Consider the following 17619-nt stretch of genomic DNA (forward strand, 5'->3'; position numbering starts at 1 on the left):
TCCCGGCCGTGACCAGACGTGTCACGAGCGTTGACTTCAATGATCCCGGACGGCGGCTTTGCTAGCAAAATTCTGGATTGGGGGATTGCCTGGGTTTGGGGACACGGGATATTATGATTGCAGTGTTTAGTGCCCACTACACATCGAGGGTCGGGGGCTCGTGTTTTTGCGGGTTTCCGGAGGAGAAAGCGGTTGATGGAGATTGCCATGCTTTGGATGCAGTGGATTTCGGGCGACGATTCGGCGGGGAGGCCTGCGCGATGAAAAAGGCTCGTAGCGCGCAGTCGTTTGGCGCGGTGCTGCGCCAGAAACGAACGGCGAAGAAGATCACGCTGCGCAAGTTCGCGGAGATGATCGGCGTTTCGGCGACGTATTTGTCACAGGTCGAGCAGGATCACTTTGCACCGCCAACGGCAGATCGTGTCACGAAGATCGCCGAGTTGTTGGGCGAGGATCCCGACGAATGGATTCGGCTGGCCGATCGTGTGCCGGATGACGTGGATGTCATGGTCCGCCAGCACCCCAAGGACATGCCCGAGCTGATGCGGTTAGCGACTGGGCTTTCACCGAAACAATTTGAAATCATCAAAGAACAGATTCGTAAAATGAAAAAGCGGGGGAAGTGACGATGGTCGTTGATTTTTTGGCACAGGGAATCGAAGTGCCGCCGCTGTCGTCTCGCCAGATCGCTGCTGAGGCCGACGCGGTGCTGGCGGAGTACGCGAAGCGATTCGGGCCGATCACGAAACCTCCCATCGAAATCGAAGACGTTGCGACGTCGGTGTTGCCGCTGACGTTTGGGTTCTCGGATCTCCAGAGCCAACTTGGTGGTCGCGTTCATGGTGCGATCTGGTTTTCGCGGCAGCACATTCTGATCGACGACGCGCTGAATCCTGATCGCTTTCCGGATCTGCTCGGTCGCTATCACTTCACGCTCGGCCATGAAATCGCACACTGGCAGTTACACCGGTTTTTGTTCCTGGACGAAGCCGGACATGCGATCTTGTACGGTGACGATGAAATGCCGGATGTGATTTGTCGCAAGGATCACGCTCGTCCCTTGATCGAACGACAAGCCGATGAGTTCGCTGGTTGTTTGCTGATGCCGGAATGGTTGCTCAGGCCGGCGTGGCGAATGCTAACCGGCAGCGATGATCCGATTTGCGACTGCCGGCTTCGAGAACTCGTGCCGACGATCGAGCCGATTCGTTTCTTGATCGACGCCGATGGGATCGAGGTCCAGCCGGATCCGATCCGTTTGATGCGTGAGGTGTTCTGTGAATCGCTGGCGGATCAATTCGCGGTGTCGGACGAGGCGATGCGGATTCAATTGGAGTATCTGGGTTTGTTCGCTGAGTAGGCAGCTTTGAGGGTTTGTTCATGCCTCCTAATCGGAGGCATTCGTTTTTGATTCATTGTTTAGTGTGTAGTGTACGGTATGTTTCCGGGAGGGTGAAAAGACGATGTCATTAGCTGGGTTTAATCCGCGGAATGTCCTGCGGCAGACTTCCAACGGTTTGCTGGAGGAAATGTTTGGCGGGCTGAAGATTCCGATCGACGTGAATTGGTCCGAGGCGATCGAAACGGACGTCGAACCGATCTTTCAGGCGTATCAGTCGCTGGAGGAGCCGACGAGACAGAAGATCGAATTGCTACTGCGTGACTTGCATTCGATGGCCACGGAGTCGGGACAACGTTCGATCTTTCAACAAGCCATCCAAATTGGCGAAGACGATTTCCTTGCGGAACTCGAACGGTTCGATAGCCGGTACGACGTCGCGATGCTGACCTATTTGTCGAAGCCGGAGGTCTGGCAAGTGGCCACTCGCTTCGCGGCAGCCGACCGCGTGATTGGCGGGCGATCGTCTCAGCGGCGCATCAACCTTCCGTCGGCGAAACCTCGAACCTCGCCCCAGCACATGAAGTCGTTTTCTGGTGCCTTGTCAGCGTTCTATTCGGCTCATCAGGGTCGCGGCCGGCAATGCGTGGCCGAGTACTTGCTGCGCTGCGAGAACCTGCACTATGTCTTCGCGAGCCTGGACGACTATCGCAAAACGTTCATGAAGCTGATCGACGGCGGCAACGCGTTCAAGCGGGTTTGTGAAACGCATGTGTTTGAAAACGTATTTGCCTACGACGAAGCGAATCACGTTCTCGACGTGTACGCGCTCGGTGGAAAACCGACAATCGGTCCGCTGCAAAAGATCTTTGCTCGCGAGTTCCTGGGGATCGAATTGCCGCCGGAAGATCCCAACGCCGAGCCATTCTCGCTGGGGATCCTGTTGGATCCGAAGTTTCGGTTTCCGACTGATCCCGAGGACGCCGTACGCTCGGTCGTGATCGCGGCGGCTCGTGTGTTGATTCTCGGCTCAAAAGAAAAGTTGCACTTCAATCCGAACGTCGACTTCGGACCATCGAGTTTTCAACGCATGATCGAACGATACATCCGGCAAGACAACTTGCCGCGGTCGATCATGCATCTCGAGCGCGTCGACCTGCGATTCCTGATGGAAAACGGTCACGAGTTCAACCTCTCAATCACGCGGCCCAACCGTAGCACCATCAAATCGTTGGCGACGCGAGATCGCTTGTTGGCTGAAAAGTACCTTCGTCAGTGGGGGATCGACCTTGCGAGCGATTGTGACGCTGTTTCGGTTGCTTGACCGAGGCGATGAACCGTTGGTGGATTGCGACACGCTTCGATTACTGGGCGGTTGCGATCCCGACGACCTAGTTCGATCCGGCGTGTTGGTGCCGGCCGAGCCGTCGATGTCGCTGCATGCAAGTTGCGGACAATGCAATGTCCACGATGTGGTTCGTGTTCCGCGACCAACTGGGGTTGAGTTTTACGAAGCGTGCCCTTTCGACGGCGCAGACTTGGTTGAGAAAGAGCGATTGCGGCAATGGTCGATTGACGGTCGGGCGATCGCGGAATTGTTTGCCTCGGCGATGCCGGACGGCGGCCCGGCGGAAACACTGTTACCGGGTGTGGCGTGGAGAATTGGCGAGGTGCAAGTTGGTGGTGAATCGTTTCCGATTGTTTTGACGACGACCCGATCAGCATCGCGTCTGGCAGACCGGAGTGGTGCGTCACGAATGATTTTGATTGGCGATGAGCTTCCCGGCGAGGGTTTCGCGGGAAGACTGAGCATCACTGAAGCTTTCGCCATTTGCTCGAAACAGATCAAGTCGCGACCGGAGCGTTTTGCACAGGTCTTGCCATTGTCGAGTGTGCCGCTAGGCAACGCGTTCTATCGCAAAGGCCAGATGTGGGTGGTGCGGTTCGAGGGGCAGGAGACTTACCTTGAGAACAATGTCGGCCCACTCTACATCGCTCGGCTGTTGGCGACGCCGAACCGAGCGGTACCGGCGGTCACGTTGATGGCCAGTCGCATCGGGATCGACGAGCGGCAGCTGATTGGGTCGTCCGGCGAATTGACGGACGAAGCGGCAGTGGAAGAGTGTCGCGGTCGGTACCACGAGCTGATGGTCGAGATCACTGAAGCGAAAGCGAACAATGACTTGGGTTGGCTGGAAAAGCTGCAGTCCGAACAGGATCAGTTGGCCCTGCACTTCGCATCGGTATTGGGCAAGGGTGGCAAACCTCGCGAAGTTGGCGACATCAAGAAGGTGAGCCAATCGGTTTCGGTCGGCATCAAGCGAACGCTTGATGTACTCGACACGGAATTAAAACCGCTGGCCGATCATCTGCGAGCGCACCTCAGTCGTGGTGTCTGTCCAGTCTATTCACCGCCCGCCGACATCGACTGGTTGGTTTGAACTATCTGGAAACAAATTCGCTGCGAAAGAAACCACAACAGCTAACGAATAACACTTTAAGCCTTAGGACAACGATGACTCTTAGAAACCGAATCCAACAAGCGTTAAAGCAAGAACGCGGAATCCGGCTATCGGCCGCGGAAGTACAAGGAATCGCTTCGGCCTTGCACATTGATTTCCCGGTGACGCGACCGATGATCGCACGGCGGTCCAAGCTGTCACCATCAAAAACGCCGATCGACGGGCACGTGCGTTGGATGATCCATCGAGATTTGAAAGATGTTGTGGCGATTGATGTTGCGGCAACCTGTGCTCCGTGGAGCAAAGACGACTACAAAAGTCGCCTGAGCCAACGAAATACAGTCGCCATGGTGATTGAGTTGCCTCGTGTCGGCCGCCGCAAGCCCGTGATTGTCGGTTCCATGGTCTATCAACTCCACAAGCAGCACGTCGAGTTGGAACGGATCTTTATCGAACCAGAGGTTCAATTGCATTCATTTGGGCGGCAATTGATTTCCGAGCTGCGATCGAGATTGACCCGAGAGCGTCGGACGCGAATCAAAGTCACGGTCGAGGAATCCAATCTTCGTCTCTTGCTGTTTTTTCAAGCGGTCGGGTTTTCTGCGGTTGAATCATCTGGCGGAAGAGTTGTCATGGAACATTGGTGGAACGATGACCCCAGTCCGTTTCGCGACATTGAAAAGCGTCAGCGATCCGGATCAACGCGGTCACCACGCGATGATCGTGATCAAGAGGGCGACAACCGTATCGGTGTCTAAAAACTTTTCTTAGCGACTCCAAATGTCGCTCGGCGACTTGAGAAGTCGCGGCACGTCTTCGCTGTGAGGACGTGACGGACGAACCTCGCCGGCCGCCTGCGGTTTTTTCGTGACATGGCTTGTCGCGACGCAGCTTCTTTGCGGTCCGTGCGAATCGCTCGCATCACGGGATGCCTCCAGCCGGAGACAACCATGAGTGCGAATACTCAAGCGGACGGCAAACGGCTTGGCGAAGAGATTCTCAACGATTTCGCGATTAAGACGGCGCGGATCAAAGCCGAGCAACTCCATCGGCGACCGGAATTCAGCGACTGTGACGCCGAAGACATCGCTCAAGAGTTGCTGATGTACTTGATCCAAAAAGCTGACTGTTTCGACCCGTCGCGATCGAAGGTGAACACGTTCATCAACCGAGTCATCAACTCGGGCGTGCGAGAACTGTTGCGATCGAGGAAACGCCACAAACGGCATCCGATCGAAGATGGCGTGCAAATGCAATCGTTTGAGACGCCCGTCGACACGGTGGATGAAACGTTCGCGACTCTGGGTGGCGAAATCTGTGACGAGGACCAGGTCCGACGAAGCCAGTCGTCTTACAGCGATCCATTCGAGGCGATCGACGAAGCGGACGCTTTGGAGGTCGCGATGCAGACGATGCCCGCGGAATTGCGGCGGGTGTGCGAGTACCTGCGTTGTCATTCGATGAGCAGCACGATGAAAAAGTATGGCCTGCCGCGTCGGCGGTTCAACGCGGTGCGTGCCGAGATCGCCAAGCACTTGAAGAAGTATGGCGTGGCCAATTTCTGAGATTGGCGTACAGGGCGACCAATTCACGGCATAGGTAACCAGGGGCGGCCAACGGGTCGTCGGAACATCAAACCTCCCATCCACCAGGTTAGCGAATGAGTGATTTGGACATTGAACGCCGCGTAGCACTTTCATTGGCGGTCGGCCGTTACTTGCGATCGGCCGACCGCTTCAACGAAGCGTCACGAGATTTCACCGGAGCGTGCAAGTCGCTCCGCAAGCAACTGGGAACCAACCAACGGTTCGTCGCCCAAATTGATTTCAAGCACTACCTCGTGACCAGCGATCGCGATGGCAATTTCGACATCGAAGCGATCCCGACTCTGTAATTCCAGCCATCCCAACCATTCAACGAAGGAACTATCCAACCCATGACCAACTTACTCACAACCATTCAATCTGGCCGGCAATCGAAGCCGCCTCGTGTCTTGCTTTACGGTGTCGAAGGCATCGGCAAGTCAACGTTTGGCAGCGAAGCCCCAAAACCGATCTTCATTCAAACGGAAGACGGTCTCGACGAAATCGAATGCGATCGCTTTCCGCTGGCGACGAAGTTCGATGACGTCATTGCCGCCCTGAAAACGCTCGTCAATGAGAAGCACGATTACGAATCCGTCGTGATCGACTCGCTCGATTGGCTGGAGCGTCTCGTCTGGGACAAACTCTGTCAGCAGTATGCCGTCGAGTCGATTGAGAAGGTCGACGGCGGGTATGCCCGCGGTTACATGCACGCCCTCTCTCTGTGGCGTGAAGTACTCGACCTGCTCAATGTGCTGCGTTCGCGCGGCATGGTGACGGTCTTGATCGCCCATTCCAAGGTCGAACGGTTCGAGGATCCCGAGTCCTCACCCTACGACCGCTATTCGCCGCGACTGCACAAGCACGCCGCTGCCCTGGTGAAAGAGTGGTGCGACGCCGTGCTGTTCGCGACGCGAAAGATGCGCACGCAGAGCGAAGACGGAGGTTTCAACCGCAAACGCACCATCGCTCACGCGATCGGCAAAGACGGTGGCGAACGCGTCGTGCGTGCTTACGGATCGCCCAGTTGCGTTGCCAAGAATCGTTACGGCATCGCTGAAGAATTGCCGCTCTCGTGGGCGGCGTTCGTGGCAGCGATGTCGGCCAACTAAATGACTCAACCAATTCTCTTTCTACAGACTCCAAACGAAGGACCACAGACTTACCATGGCTAACCTCAACGGCTTTGATGCCAACACCGTCGAACCAGCCGACGACCTCGAACCGATCCCTTCGGGCAAGTACGTCGCCGTCATCACCGACAGCGAAATGAAACCCACGAAATCTGGCACGGGCAACTATCTGCAGTTGACGTTTCAGATCGTGGAGGGCGAGTACGCAAACCGTCTTCTCTGGGTGCGTCTCAACCTCGACAACCCCAACGCGACCGCGGTGGAAATCGCCCGGCGGGAGTTGTCTGCGATCTGCCGGTCGGTTGGCGTCTTGGTGCCAACCGACTCGGCGGACTTACACAACTTGCCATGCGTGATTCATGTGCGAGTGAAACGCCGGAACGACACCGGCGAGTTGCAGAACGAAGTGAAGGGATACTCGAAGAAAGATGCTGTTGCCCAGCCGATTGCCGCGTCGCAAGTCAGCGGCACGGACGACCAGTCCGCGTCCCCACCTTGGAAGCGTTAACCGCCCGACAGCTTCCAAGGAACGGCACCCAGTCAGCAATGGATTGTTGGCTGGGTGTTTTTATTCGCTCGTTGAACATCGAAGTAAGCCACCATGATCCGACTCACGTTGCCCTATCCGCCTTCGGTCAATCATTACTGGCGACACGTTGGCAATCGCGTGTTGATCAGCAAGGAAGGCCGAAAGTATCGAGCGGCCGTCAGCTCGCTTCTGAATCGCAAGAACATCGAAACGCTGACGGGCGACTTGATCGTCGACATCGTCGTCCATCCGCCCGATCGACGCCGGCGTGATGTCGACAACTGTTTGAAGGCGATGTTGGACTCGATGCAGTGGGGCGGTGCGTACGAGGACGATAGCCAGATTGTGCGATTGACGATCGAGAAACGGGAGCCGGCACCGAAAGCGGGCAACGCCGAAGTTGTGATTCAACGCATCCCTGCGCCGATTGGGAAAGCCGGCTTTCGCTCATGCTTGCGTTGCGACGAGGCCTTTGTTTCCACCGGTCCAGGCAATCGCATCTGCGAGAGTTGCACTTTCATCAACGACCTGCTGCCACCAGCGCTGCCAATCGAACGAGGTAGCAAACGGCACAACGGGGAGTTGATGTGATGAAACTGCGTCCCTATCAGCAAGCCGCCGTCGATGCGGTCTACGATCACCTGCGAAACCGCGACGACAATCCCGTCGCGGTTTTGCCGACGGGTGCGGGCAAGAGTCTCGTGCTGGCCAAAATCGCATCTGATGCCGTTGGGCAATGGAATGGTCGCGTACTGATCTTGGCGCACGTCAAAGAGCTGCTCGAACAGAATGCCGACAAGGTTCGTCGGTTGTGTCCCGATATTAAGGTCGGACTGTATTCGGCAGGCCTCAAGAAACGCGACACGAACACTTCCGTTCTTGTTGCCGGCATTCAAAGCATCTACAAGCGAGCGTGTGACCTCGATCCGTTTGATCTGATCGTCGTCGATGAAGCCCATTTGATCTCAAAGAAGGGCGACGGCATGTATCGGCAGTTCCTGGCCGACTGCAAGGTCATCAATCCACACGTTCGCGTCATCGGCTTGACAGCCACTCCGTTCCGCCTCGACTCCGGCATGATCTGCTCGCCAGACCACTTCCTGAATCAAGTCTGTTACGAGATCGGTATCAAGGAATTGATTCGTGACGGATACCTGAGTCCGCTCATTTCCAAAGCCGGCGTGCACCGAGCCGACTTTGGCGGTCTGCACATCCGCGCCGGCGAGTTCGTCAGCGAAGAAGTGGAGTCTTTGGTCAACGACGACGCCCTCATGGTGGCCGCGTGTGGCGAAATCGTTGAACTGACGGTCGATCGCCGGGCAGTGTTGATCTTTGCGTCGTCCGTCGCACACGGGCGGCGTGTCGTCGAAGTGTTGCGGGAAAATCACGGCATCGAGTGCGGTTTCGTGACCGGCGAAACACCAGCGGGCGAACGAGACGAACTGTTGGCCCGCGTCCGTGGCGATGCCCCAACATCGTTGATCGAAACCGAACCGCTACGCTTTCTCTGCAACGTAAACGTGCTCACCACCGGGTTCGACGCACCGCGAGTCGATTGCGTGGTGATGCTGCGTCCCACGATGTCGCCTGGCTTGCTTTGTCAATGCGTCGGCCGCGGCTTTCGCTTGCATCCCGGCAAGGAAAACTGCCTAGTCCTCGACTTCGGCGGCAACATTGAACGCCACGGACCGATCGACCAGATCAAGCCGAAAGACAAAGCCAAACGGCCGGACCAAGGCCCACCGGCGAAAGAGTGTGAAAAGTGTCACGCCTTGGTCGCATGCGGCTATGCCAACTGTCCCGAGTGCGGTCATCCGTTTCCGCCTCCGCAGCGTGAAGCCCACGACGCCGAGGCAAGCGAGGCCGGCGTGTTGTCTGGTGAATTGACCGACACCGAGTACGACGTCCAAGACATTATCTATCGCGTTCATCGCAAACGCGACGCTGATGAAGACGCACCTCGCTGCCTGCGCGTCGACTACATGATCGGCCTCGAACGTTGGCAGAGCGAATTCATCTGCATCGAGCACTCTGGCTACGCACGTCGCAAAGCGGAAACGTGGTGGCGTGATCGTTGTCTCGATCCTTGTCCAACGAACGCTGAAGAAGCGATTGATATCGCCGAATCAGGTTTGCTTGCTGCGGCCGAGAAACTGACGGTCCGCTCGATCGCCGGCCAGAAATACGATCGCATCATCAAACAATCGCTCGGCGAGATTCCAAACGCAGCGTTGGAAGAGGCACCCTTTTGATGGCCGATGTGCGGGAGCAAGTCACAAACTATCGCCAGCGTGGCTGGTACTGCGTGCCGCTGCGCCCGCGATCGAAATCACCGGCACGTCGTGATTGGACGAATCTTCGATTGAACCCGGAGGTCTTTCCCGATCAAGGCAATATCGGAATCATCCTTGGCGAGCCTTCGGGGTGGCTTGTCGATGTCGACCTCGATTGCCCCGAAGCGATCGAGCTTGCCGATCAATACCTGCCACCAACGCCGGCGATCACGGGCCGACCGACAGCCCTGCGATCGCATCGTTGGTACATCGCAATCGGAGCGACGACTGAGAAGCACACCGATCCCAGCGACGGCTCGATGATCGTCGAATTGCGTTCAACAGGAACGCAAACCGTCGTCGGACCGAGTGTGCATCCCGATGGCGAAACCTACGAAACACTCAATGGCGAACCGGCCCCCGTTCCCTCGCCTATGTTGTCCGCGTGCGTCAAAGCACTCGCTGATGCCGTCATCCATCGGCGTGGAAGCGCGAAGCGACCACAACAAGTCGCCGCGTTGCCGCCACAGTCGCCGCGTGTGGGCAACGACGTGGAATCGCGGGCAATCGCCTATATCAACGCGATGCCGCCCGCGATCGCCGGCAGTGGCGGTCACTCGCAGACTTATGCTGCGGCAACTGCACTGGTTCACGGCTTTGGTCTCGATCCAGCCACTTCTCTCGCCATACTGACCGAGCACTACAACCCAATCTGCAACCCTCCTTGGTCGGACAAGGAACTGCAACACAAAGTCAACCAAGCAGCTACCAAACCACACGATCGCCCGTTTGGCTGGCTTCGTGATGATGGGCCAATCGAAACGATCGACAACGATGTGGACTTGAGCAAGTTCATGATCGGCAGTTCGCAGCCTGCGATTGCAGCCCAACCTCCGCCACCCGAATCGACGCCCGATCCAGGGCAACTACCCGAGCGACTATTTGACGTGCCGGGTTTCGTTCGCCGAGTCATGGACTTCACGCTCGCGAACGCTCCCTATCCGAATATTGGTCTCGCATTTTGCGGTGCGATGGCGCTGCAATCGTTTCTTGCCGGCCGAAAAGTCTGCACGTCGGGTGACTTGCGCACAAATCTGTATTTGCTCGCGCTCGCTAGCAGCGGGACCGGCAAGGAGTTTCCGCGCAAAGTCAACTCGCAGATTCTGTTTCAAATCGGCATGTCCGCATCAATCGGAGACAAGTTCGCATCCGGCGAGGGCATCCAAGACGCTCTCGTCCGTACTGGCCGAATGCTGTTTCAGAACGACGAAATGGACGGAGTGCTCCGCCAAATCAATCTCGACCGCGAAAACAGCCGCGAGTCGATCCCGAATATCCTGCTCACGCTCTACACGTCGGCCGGCGACGTCTATCCGATCCGCGTGAAGGCGAATCAGAAAGAAGCGATCCACGTCGACCAGCCGCACTTGACGCTCTTCGGCACCGCGACGCCCCAGTACTTCTACGAATCGCTCTCGAAGCGAATGCTCACGAACGGATTTTTCGCACGCCTGAACATCATCGACGTCGGCAAACGTGGTAGCGGCCAGTCGCCGGGTTCGGCTCGCGACCTGCCCGAGGAAATTCTCGACACTGCCAAATGGTGGGCCGACTTCGAGCCTGGCAGTGGCAACTTCCTGAACTTCCACCCCAGGCCGCTCGTGGTGCAAGCCACCCCGGACGCTGCCGAAGCGATCGACAGCCTGCGGTTGATGACAGAGAACGAATACAACGCAGCGGAAGAGGCACTCGATGAAGTCGCTCGTACGGCATGGAGTCGTACGTGCGAACACGCTAAGAAGCTGGCGTTGATCTATGCGTGCAGCGAAAACCACATCGAACCGCTAATCGGCTTGCCGGCCGTCGAGTGGGCGACCGAGTTCGCAATGCACCAAACTCGGCGTCAGCTCTACCTCGCCTCCGTCCATGTCGCCGAGAATCCGTTTCATGCTGAGTGCTTGAAGCTGCTCAAACGACTCGGCGAGCAACCCGAACAGCGAATGCAACGACAACACATTCTCAAGTACATGAAGTGCAAGGCCGCCGACCTCGATCAAATCATTCAAACGCTCATCCAGCAAGGCGAGATCGAACCCATCACCATGCCGACCGCCACCAAGACCGCGAGCGGCTTCCAGCGTGTCGTTGCCGAATGAAACCTTCACCTACGCTTCCCAATCCTTCCCCAAATAGAGAAGGATTCGACCCGAAAGCAGTGAATCGTTCCCAAACCTTCCCCAGCGTCGGGGAAGGATTCGAGAAGGATTTCAAAAGACGTTTAACTAACAAATATAGGAACAATCTCTCTCTTTCTATGAATACTTCCCCTGTTCCCACGCTCATGCCCGCGATGACCAAATTCCTGACCGCCAGCCCTCGCACGGGACTGGGGAAGGATTCGAGGGAAGGATTACCTCAGCGGACGGATCGCACAACGATTAGGTACTCCCGGCGGATCGTATCTCTGGTCAGGGCCGCGGGAACAGCAGCCTTATTAGGCACAGTTAGTTTCGACTGTCCGAACGAAAATTCACGTCCGTCCGAACGCATCGGATCCCAAACCAACCACCCAGCAAACCAACGACCGACCCAACCCTTCCCGTTTCATTCTCTCGCCTTGGAAGGGCAAACATGCAGGTCGAAATGTGGTCGCTTGATCGAATCAAGCCTTACGAGAACAATCCTCGCATCAACGACGACGCGGTCGATGCCGTCATCCTCTCGATCAACGAGTTTGGGTTTCGCCAGCCGATTGTGGTCGATACCGCCGGCGTCATCATCGTTGGCCATACGCGGTTCAAGGCGGCGAAAAAACTCGGACTCGCCGAAGTCCCCGTTCACATCGCGACGGACCTCGAACCTGAAGCGGTAAAAGCGTACCGGATCGCCGACAACCGGACTGGCGAGAACGCGCAGTGGGACTACGACCTGTTGCCCTTGGAAATCGGCGGATTACAAGAATCAGGTTTTGATGTTGAGTTGCTCGGTTTCGACGATGATGAACTCGCCAAGCTGCTCGATCCCGGTGTAACGCAGGGTTTGACGGATCCAGACGACATCCCCGAACCGCCAGACGAAGCGATCACGCAGCGCGGCGACATTTGGATCCTCGGCGACCATCGACTGATGTGTGGTGACTCGACCAGCGTCGAAGACCTCGATCGTCTGCTCTCCGGCGCGAAGATTCACCTTTGCAATACCGATCCACCGTACAACGTGAAGGTGGAACCTCGCAGCAAGAATGCGATCGCGGCCGGCAATTCGTCGTTCGAGGCCGGGAAGGGCAAGACGAAGGAAGGCCCGAAGAAGATGCGGGCCAAGGATCGGCCGCTTGCGAATGACTTTGTGTCCGACGAAGAGTTCGACCGATTGTTGAAAGCGTGGTTTGGCAACATCACTCGCGTGCTCGAACCCGGCCGTTGCTTTTACATCTGGGGTGGCTTCTCCAACATCGCTAACTACCCGCCGGTCCTCGCCGCAGCCGGTTTGTATTTTTCTCAGGCCATCATCTGGGACAAGCAACATCCCGTAATGACCCGAAAAGATTTCATGGGGGCACATGAGTGGGCGTTTTACGGCTGGAAAGAAGGTGCCGGTCACAAGTTCTTTGGGCCAAACAACGCGACCGACCTGTGGCACGTGAAGAAAATCGCGCCGCAGAAACTTGAACACCTCACCGGAAAGCCGGCCGAACTCGCGGTATTGGCAATGCAGTACTCTTCACGGAAGGGCGAGAACGTCCTCGACCTGTTCGGCGGCAGTGGCTCGACGCTGATCGGCGCGGAGCAGACCGGACGCAAGGCGTTCTTGATGGAACTCGACCCGCCGTATTGCGACGTGATCGTTGATCGCTATCAACGCTTCACCGGTAAGAAAGCGATCCTTGAACGAACCGGCGAATCGCCGATCCCCGTTGGCAAACGTGAGGAGAACATGCGGTGACTAGAGTTCCTTGCAGGACCAAGCTCCGTCGTCAAAGACATAGACAAATCGAGCGCCGCAATTCCTCGCGAAATCAATCAGCGAGTCATTGGTCGGCAACTTGGCCGGCGGATCGCCGTCTGAGAATTGTTCGGCCTCGCCGGTCTCGCGATTCAGACATCGCAAGTCGCCATGGGAGACGAGTTCCTCGGCGGCGGTTTGAGTTTGGTAGCTTTGCATCAGAATTTCTCCGGTGTGTTCGGGGTAACCGTCGTAGTGAAGGTAGACCGCTGCATACGTTCGGTCGGGGCGGTGGACGGCGATCGTCGCTCGTGTGGACATGGTGGTTGCTCCTTAGTTCGTTGTGTCGGCCGGCAGTCGCTCGACGACGTCCGGAGGAATGGAAAGCATCAGCGACCGGCCGCCCGCCCAATCAACATCGACTTGAGTCCAATCGCTATGCGGATAGACGCCGACCACCGTTCCGGTGGTGCCGGCGGGAATCGGATCGGGGTCGTCGGTCATCGAAAGCAGCCGCACGCGATCGCCCGCCTTGAGATTCGTTTTCATCGTTTTGTTTCCTAGTTGCGAGCGTTGTTGGTTTCGTCGAGCAAAGCAGCGACTTCCGAAAGTTGAGCGTTGACCAAGTTCAACGCTCGTACGTGTGTCCATCGCAACGCCTTGTTGTCCGGCCGAATCATTCGGTCGAGTTGCAACTCGATGTGTTGCAAGAGATCGCGGGCAATCTGGTGAGCGTTTTCGTAAGCCGGTGCGGGTTGGATTGGCTGAGCGTTAAGCGTTTGAACCTTGCTCATTGTTGGTCTCCTTTCTCGTTGAGATAGATTTCGGTGCCGTTTTCGAGTTCAACCTTCGCCGCGCCGGCGCGTTTCGCATCGGCGACGATCGTTTGCACTGGTAGTGGTTCTTCGACTTCGATTCGCCGTTCATCGGCGAATAAGACAACCGATCGCATTCGCTGCGGTTGCATCTTCATTTCGTTTCTCCGTTCGTGTTGTTTGAAAACCGTTCGTACAACCACACATGAGCCATGGGTTTGCCGACACATCAAGCGAAGTCCACGAAACATTCCAAAACTTCAACATGTTTTTCGCCGGAGTGCGTTGGGCCACGACGTTGCCGCGTCTCGCGTGACTCGGGTGCGCCGCGTGGTTACGGCCGTCACGACGAAACGCCCGCACGTTGCCAACGTCGGGCGTTGTCGGCGGCGTTCGGCCTAAAAGCCGAGCGGCACCAAAACGTGGGCGTTCTTGCCCGTGACCGCGAACTCTTCGCCGGCCGTCGTCCTAGCCAAGATCGCGTCTCCGCGGCGGACCAAATATTCCACGACGCCGGCTTCAAAGTTGTCGCCGGCGATCGGCCGCAGTTCGTAACCCATGTCGGGTTCCGGCGGTGCGGTTTCTCCTTCAGCCAAGTCGGCGACCTGGCGGACGTCGCAAATGTACTTCATCGCTTCGCCCTATGCTCTCGCCGTGAACCGACCGCGTTCTGTTTTGACGAAGCGGCTATCATCGCCGCGTTTCATGTCGCGGAGGATCGCGGAGTACAGCGTCGCGTGCGGCGTCTTTCCGCCAGGGCTTTCCCACAACCCAGCTTCGGTCATCGCGGCGATCATCTCTTGCGCGTTCATCGGTTCGCCGCTATCAGCCAGGACCTTCAACGCCGCTTTCACGCACGAGAGCTTCTTTTCGCCGCCAGTGGTTTCCTCCGTCCTTTTCGCGACTCGTTTCCTGACCCGCGTTTCCGTTGCCGGCGTCTCAGTAGCCCGCGCCGATCCCTTCAACCGGCCGGCCGTCTTGATTCGCACTTTCTTACCCGTCGAAAGATTGGTCGCGTCCCAGCCTCCGTTACGGTTTTCCGCGTCGATTCGCACGGTCACCTTTTTGTTGGTCACAGTAGCGAAATACTCGCCGCCGATCTTTACGTCTGTTTTCTGCATCGTTCGTTCTCCGTTTGGGTTTCGTTCGTGGTTGGCTGCCATCGTCAGGCCGCGGGAACCACCCGCGACAACGCCCGTGTGCGTTTCGGCTTCCGTCCTTGCGAGTCGCGCCGCGGTTCCGTCCGCGGCGGTCGTTGTGCGGCCGGCGGGTTAAACCACCCCGCCGAGAAGGCTCTTATTGAGCCGGTCGAGCATCTCGCAAAAGATGTAGTGCTCTTCCAAAAGCGGGCCGTCCGGTCCCAGTTCCGCGTCGGCCTTTTCAAGGGCGTCGACCAAGGGGCGAAGCTCCTCGGCGATCTTGTAGTACGACTGGCGAATTTCCTGATACGTTTCGGGGTCGAGCTTTCGCATCTCTGTGCGAAGGGCGGCGACTTTCGCTTTTTGCGTTTCGTTCATGGCCATGGTCTTGTCTCTCGTGAAAAGGGGTTTCAAATCGTTTTGCCGTTTGGCGTTAACACACATGAGCCATGCATTTGGAAACACCTCAAGCGAAGTTCGGCAGCAATTCGCAGTCTTTTACGATGTTTTCCAACTTCGCCGTCGTTCGCGTTTGTTGGCCGTAAAGAGATGTCGGCATGGTTTGCCGCTTGTCGGCAACGGTGCGCGACACGGGCCAACGTCGGCGGCAATTCAACGAGAAACGGCCGCGCTGGCGAGCGAGGCCGAAAGGATGCGGGTGGGAATCTATTCGCCGGCGGGAGCAACGAAATCTTTCAATTCCTTGAGCCGTTCGCAAAGGTGTTGCAGCGAACCGACGTGTTCCCAATTGATGGGATGGTCGGTATCGGGGGCAGGCATGTCTTCGACGATTTGGTGAAGGTCTTCGAGCAAGGTCAAAGCCCGGACATGCGCGGTGGTGTAAGCGTCTTCGGCTCGAGCGGTGTTCTTTGCCATGGTTGGGTCTCCGTTGTTGGAAAGGGGAAATGCGTCTGCGTTGACACACATGAGCCATGCGGTTTCAGACACAGCAAGCAGAGTTCGGGAAAGTCTTTGAATGTTTCCCGAACTCGCTTTCGCTTGCCGCGTTTAGCAATCGCGGCACGTTTCCCAGGCCCGTTTGCTGCCGTAGCAGATCTGGCCTCCTTCGACGATGTAGACGATCGCGTCTTCGGCGACGTCTTGGTCATCGAAGTATTCGCTGGGGTCGTCTTCGCTCGCTTCGTTCATCTCCGCGCCGCTGGTGATTCCGGCAATGCGGTTTTCAAAAGGCCAGTTCTCTTGCGTCATCAAACGCACTTCGGCGTCCGGCCCATGTACGTCGCGGTACTCTTCGAGCAATCCGATCAGTTGGTCGATGGTCATGTTTGTGTCTCCGTTGGGGTGAGTGGAAAACCGTTTCGTATGACCACACATGAGCCGTGCGTTTCAAAACACATCAAGCGAATCCAGCCAGTAATTCGCTGTCCTTTTGAATGTTTCTCGATCTCGCCGACGTGGCCCGAAACTGCGGCGTGTGTCGCGATGCAAACCAGTGGCCCGCTATTAGTCACATACGCCGTTGACGCGACACGATGTACACGTGCCCCCGTAAAACCAAAGAAACGCCGCGAGATACATCGCGACGTTCGTGGGGTGGAAGGTCGTCAGCCGTTAGACCGCTTGGTCGTATTTGCGGGCCAACTCAAGAAGTTTCTTTTTGACCGGCTTCCAATCGCATGTTTGTTCGGCGGAGGAAAGCTCGCCGAAGCGTTTGTTGCGAAGCTCGCCCTTGTACCAACCCTTGGTCCAACCGAGGCGGTAGAAGAGCCGGTTGAGTTCCGTTTCGCCGTGGCCGGCATCCGGTCGGTCCCAGCAACTCTTCGTGCCAGGCTTCTTGGCGTAGTCCCATCCGCTGCAGCGTTTTGTATTGAGGGCGATTTCTACCAAGCCCAAAATCATCTGGATGTATCCGATCAGTTTCGTTTTGTTGAGCGTTCCGGCGAAGGCGCGAATCTCGATCCGGTTTCGGCCGGCGGCCAAGTGCGTCAAATTCAAAAGGTGGTAGCGGTCTCGTTCGCAGCGGGTCTTCGCGGCGTCCTTGTTGCCGTAGCTTTTGATTTGTTTCGCCCAGTGGGTTCGTTCGCGGCGCTTGGTGCCGGTCGAAGCGTAAATGGCTCGTTCGTGGTTCGCTATCAGCGAAATCAGTCGGGCCAAAGCCGCGGCGTCGCCGTTCCAGGAAACCGTTACGTGCAGGCCGCAAGATTCGTTGACCCGCGCGCCGCGTTCTTTGATCGCGTCCACCGCGGTCTCTACGTTGGCGAGTCCTTCGTAGCCGCGAAGGACCGGCGATACGAACTCGCATGGTTTGCGTCCGGCCGGCGTGCGGATGCTGCCGTCGCGTTCTGCTTTCCAACCCGCGGGCAGCCAAGCGACCGGCAACCCGTTGTGGTATCCGCCGATCGGCGTGCGGTCGGTGCCGGGCATGTGGGTTTCGATTTCGATG

The 17619-nt window shown here is 57.1% G+C and carries 23 protein-coding genes, 1 other RNA gene and 1 pseudogene; 14 read left to right on the top strand and 11 right to left on the bottom strand.

The window, feature by feature from the left end:
- Window positions 1-95: 95 nt before the first annotated feature.
- From Mal65_RS06315 to Mal65_RS06375, 14 genes and pseudogenes are all read left to right on the top strand, one after another.
- Window positions 96-626, top strand: coding sequence for a helix-turn-helix domain-containing protein (locus tag Mal65_RS06315; RefSeq protein ID WP_165701106.1), 531 nt, complete (start codon window positions 96-98; stop codon window positions 624-626).
- A gap of 2 nt (window positions 627-628) precedes the next feature.
- A complete protein-coding gene (locus Mal65_RS06320; RefSeq protein WP_145294958.1) occupies window positions 629-1360 on the top strand; it encodes an ImmA/IrrE family metallo-endopeptidase in 732 nt (243 codons plus the stop codon).
- A 103-nt stretch (window positions 1361-1463) separates the two neighbouring features.
- Window positions 1464-2663, top strand: a complete 1200-nt coding sequence (locus Mal65_RS06325; RefSeq protein WP_145294961.1) for a hypothetical protein — start codon at window positions 1464-1466, stop codon at window positions 2661-2663.
- On the top strand, window positions 2629-3780 hold the full coding sequence (locus Mal65_RS06330) for a hypothetical protein (RefSeq protein WP_145294964.1): 1152 nt from the start codon (window positions 2629-2631) through the stop codon (window positions 3778-3780). The genes Mal65_RS06325 and Mal65_RS06330 overlap by 35 nt, the downstream gene beginning before the upstream one ends.
- 74 nt (window positions 3781-3854) lie before the next feature.
- Window positions 3855-4559, top strand: coding sequence for a GNAT family N-acetyltransferase (locus tag Mal65_RS06335; RefSeq protein WP_145294967.1), 705 nt, complete (start codon window positions 3855-3857; stop codon window positions 4557-4559).
- A 192-nt stretch (window positions 4560-4751) separates the two neighbouring features.
- Window positions 4752-5366, top strand: coding sequence for a sigma-70 family RNA polymerase sigma factor (locus Mal65_RS06340; protein WP_165701107.1), 615 nt, complete (start codon window positions 4752-4754; stop codon window positions 5364-5366).
- A 95-nt stretch (window positions 5367-5461) separates the two neighbouring features.
- A complete protein-coding gene (locus tag Mal65_RS06345) occupies window positions 5462-5695 on the top strand; it encodes a hypothetical protein (RefSeq protein ID WP_145294974.1) in 234 nt (77 codons plus the stop codon).
- A gap of 42 nt (window positions 5696-5737) precedes the next feature.
- Window positions 5738-6496 (top strand): ATP-binding protein, encoded by a 759-nt coding sequence (locus Mal65_RS06350; protein WP_145294977.1) that lies wholly within the window; start codon window positions 5738-5740, stop codon window positions 6494-6496.
- 55 nt (window positions 6497-6551) lie between these two features.
- Window positions 6552-7025: a DUF669 domain-containing protein gene (locus Mal65_RS06355; RefSeq protein WP_145294980.1), complete on the top strand. Its 474-nt coding sequence runs from the start codon at window positions 6552-6554 to the stop codon at window positions 7023-7025.
- A gap of 93 nt (window positions 7026-7118) precedes the next feature.
- Window positions 7119-7637, top strand: a complete 519-nt coding sequence (locus tag Mal65_RS06360; protein WP_145294984.1) for a RusA family crossover junction endodeoxyribonuclease — start codon at window positions 7119-7121, stop codon at window positions 7635-7637.
- Window positions 7637-9298 (top strand): DEAD/DEAH box helicase, encoded by a 1662-nt coding sequence (locus Mal65_RS06365; RefSeq protein ID WP_145294987.1) that lies wholly within the window; start codon window positions 7637-7639, stop codon window positions 9296-9298. The genes Mal65_RS06360 and Mal65_RS06365 overlap by 1 nt, the downstream gene beginning before the upstream one ends.
- A pseudogene (locus Mal65_RS27470) lies at window positions 9298-9738 on the top strand (bifunctional DNA primase/polymerase); the annotation flags it as partial. The gene Mal65_RS06365 and the pseudogene Mal65_RS27470, both read left to right, overlap by 1 nt.
- A 120-nt stretch (window positions 9739-9858) precedes the next feature.
- Complete coding sequence (locus Mal65_RS06370; protein ID WP_231131295.1) at window positions 9859-11475, top strand: DUF3987 domain-containing protein; 1617 nt, start codon at window positions 9859-9861, stop codon at window positions 11473-11475.
- 475 nt (window positions 11476-11950) lie between these two features.
- The gene (locus tag Mal65_RS06375; protein ID WP_145294993.1) at window positions 11951-13261 is read left to right on the top strand and encodes a DNA modification methylase; all 1311 of its coding nucleotides are present in this window, start codon (window positions 11951-11953) and stop codon (window positions 13259-13261) included.
- Here the strand turns inward: Mal65_RS06375 and Mal65_RS06380 are convergent, their stop codons facing one another.
- The 11 genes from Mal65_RS06380 to Mal65_RS06430 all read right to left on the bottom strand — a co-directional run bounded on the left by Mal65_RS06380 (window position 13262) and on the right by Mal65_RS06430 (window position 17600).
- Window positions 13262-13582, bottom strand: coding sequence for a hypothetical protein (locus Mal65_RS06380; RefSeq protein ID WP_145294996.1), 321 nt, complete (start codon window positions 13580-13582; stop codon window positions 13262-13264).
- A 12-nt stretch (window positions 13583-13594) separates the two neighbouring features.
- A complete protein-coding gene (locus tag Mal65_RS06385) occupies window positions 13595-13810 on the bottom strand; it encodes a DUF4314 domain-containing protein (protein WP_145294999.1) in 216 nt (71 codons plus the stop codon).
- A gap of 11 nt (window positions 13811-13821) precedes the next feature.
- Window positions 13822-14055 carry a hypothetical protein gene (locus Mal65_RS06390; protein ID WP_145295002.1) on the bottom strand — a complete coding sequence of 78 codons (234 nt, stop codon included), beginning with the start codon at window positions 14053-14055 and terminating at the stop codon, window positions 13822-13824.
- Complete coding sequence (locus tag Mal65_RS06395) at window positions 14052-14234, bottom strand: hypothetical protein (protein WP_145295005.1); 183 nt, start codon at window positions 14232-14234, stop codon at window positions 14052-14054. The genes Mal65_RS06390 and Mal65_RS06395 overlap by 4 nt, the downstream gene beginning before the upstream one ends.
- Window positions 14235-14474: 240 nt before the next feature.
- On the bottom strand, window positions 14475-14708 hold the full coding sequence (locus Mal65_RS06400; RefSeq protein ID WP_145295007.1) for a hypothetical protein: 234 nt from the start codon (window positions 14706-14708) through the stop codon (window positions 14475-14477).
- 9 nt (window positions 14709-14717) lie between these two features.
- Entirely contained in the window at window positions 14718-15197 is a 480-nt protein-coding gene (locus tag Mal65_RS06405; RefSeq protein ID WP_165701108.1) for a winged helix-turn-helix domain-containing protein, read from the bottom strand.
- Window positions 15198-15226: 29 nt separating this feature from the next.
- An RNA gene (locus Mal65_RS06410) (hammerhead ribozyme type II) lies at window positions 15227-15288 on the bottom strand.
- Between the two features lie 59 nt (window positions 15289-15347).
- A complete protein-coding gene (locus Mal65_RS06415) occupies window positions 15348-15599 on the bottom strand; it encodes a hypothetical protein (protein ID WP_145295012.1) in 252 nt (83 codons plus the stop codon).
- Window positions 15600-15881: 282 nt separating this feature from the next.
- Window positions 15882-16091 carry a hypothetical protein gene (locus Mal65_RS06420; RefSeq protein ID WP_145295015.1) on the bottom strand — a complete coding sequence of 70 codons (210 nt, stop codon included), beginning with the start codon at window positions 16089-16091 and terminating at the stop codon, window positions 15882-15884.
- Window positions 16092-16223: 132 nt separating this feature from the next.
- Complete coding sequence (locus tag Mal65_RS06425; RefSeq protein WP_145295018.1) at window positions 16224-16499, bottom strand: hypothetical protein; 276 nt, start codon at window positions 16497-16499, stop codon at window positions 16224-16226.
- A gap of 288 nt (window positions 16500-16787) precedes the next feature.
- Complete coding sequence (locus Mal65_RS06430; protein ID WP_145295020.1) at window positions 16788-17600, bottom strand: amidoligase family protein; 813 nt, start codon at window positions 17598-17600, stop codon at window positions 16788-16790.
- Between the last annotated feature and the right edge of the window lie 19 nt (window positions 17601-17619).

It is taken from the genome of Crateriforma conspicua, from assembly GCF_007752935.1.
Lineage (GTDB): Bacteria > Planctomycetota > Planctomycetia > Pirellulales > Pirellulaceae > Crateriforma > Crateriforma conspicua.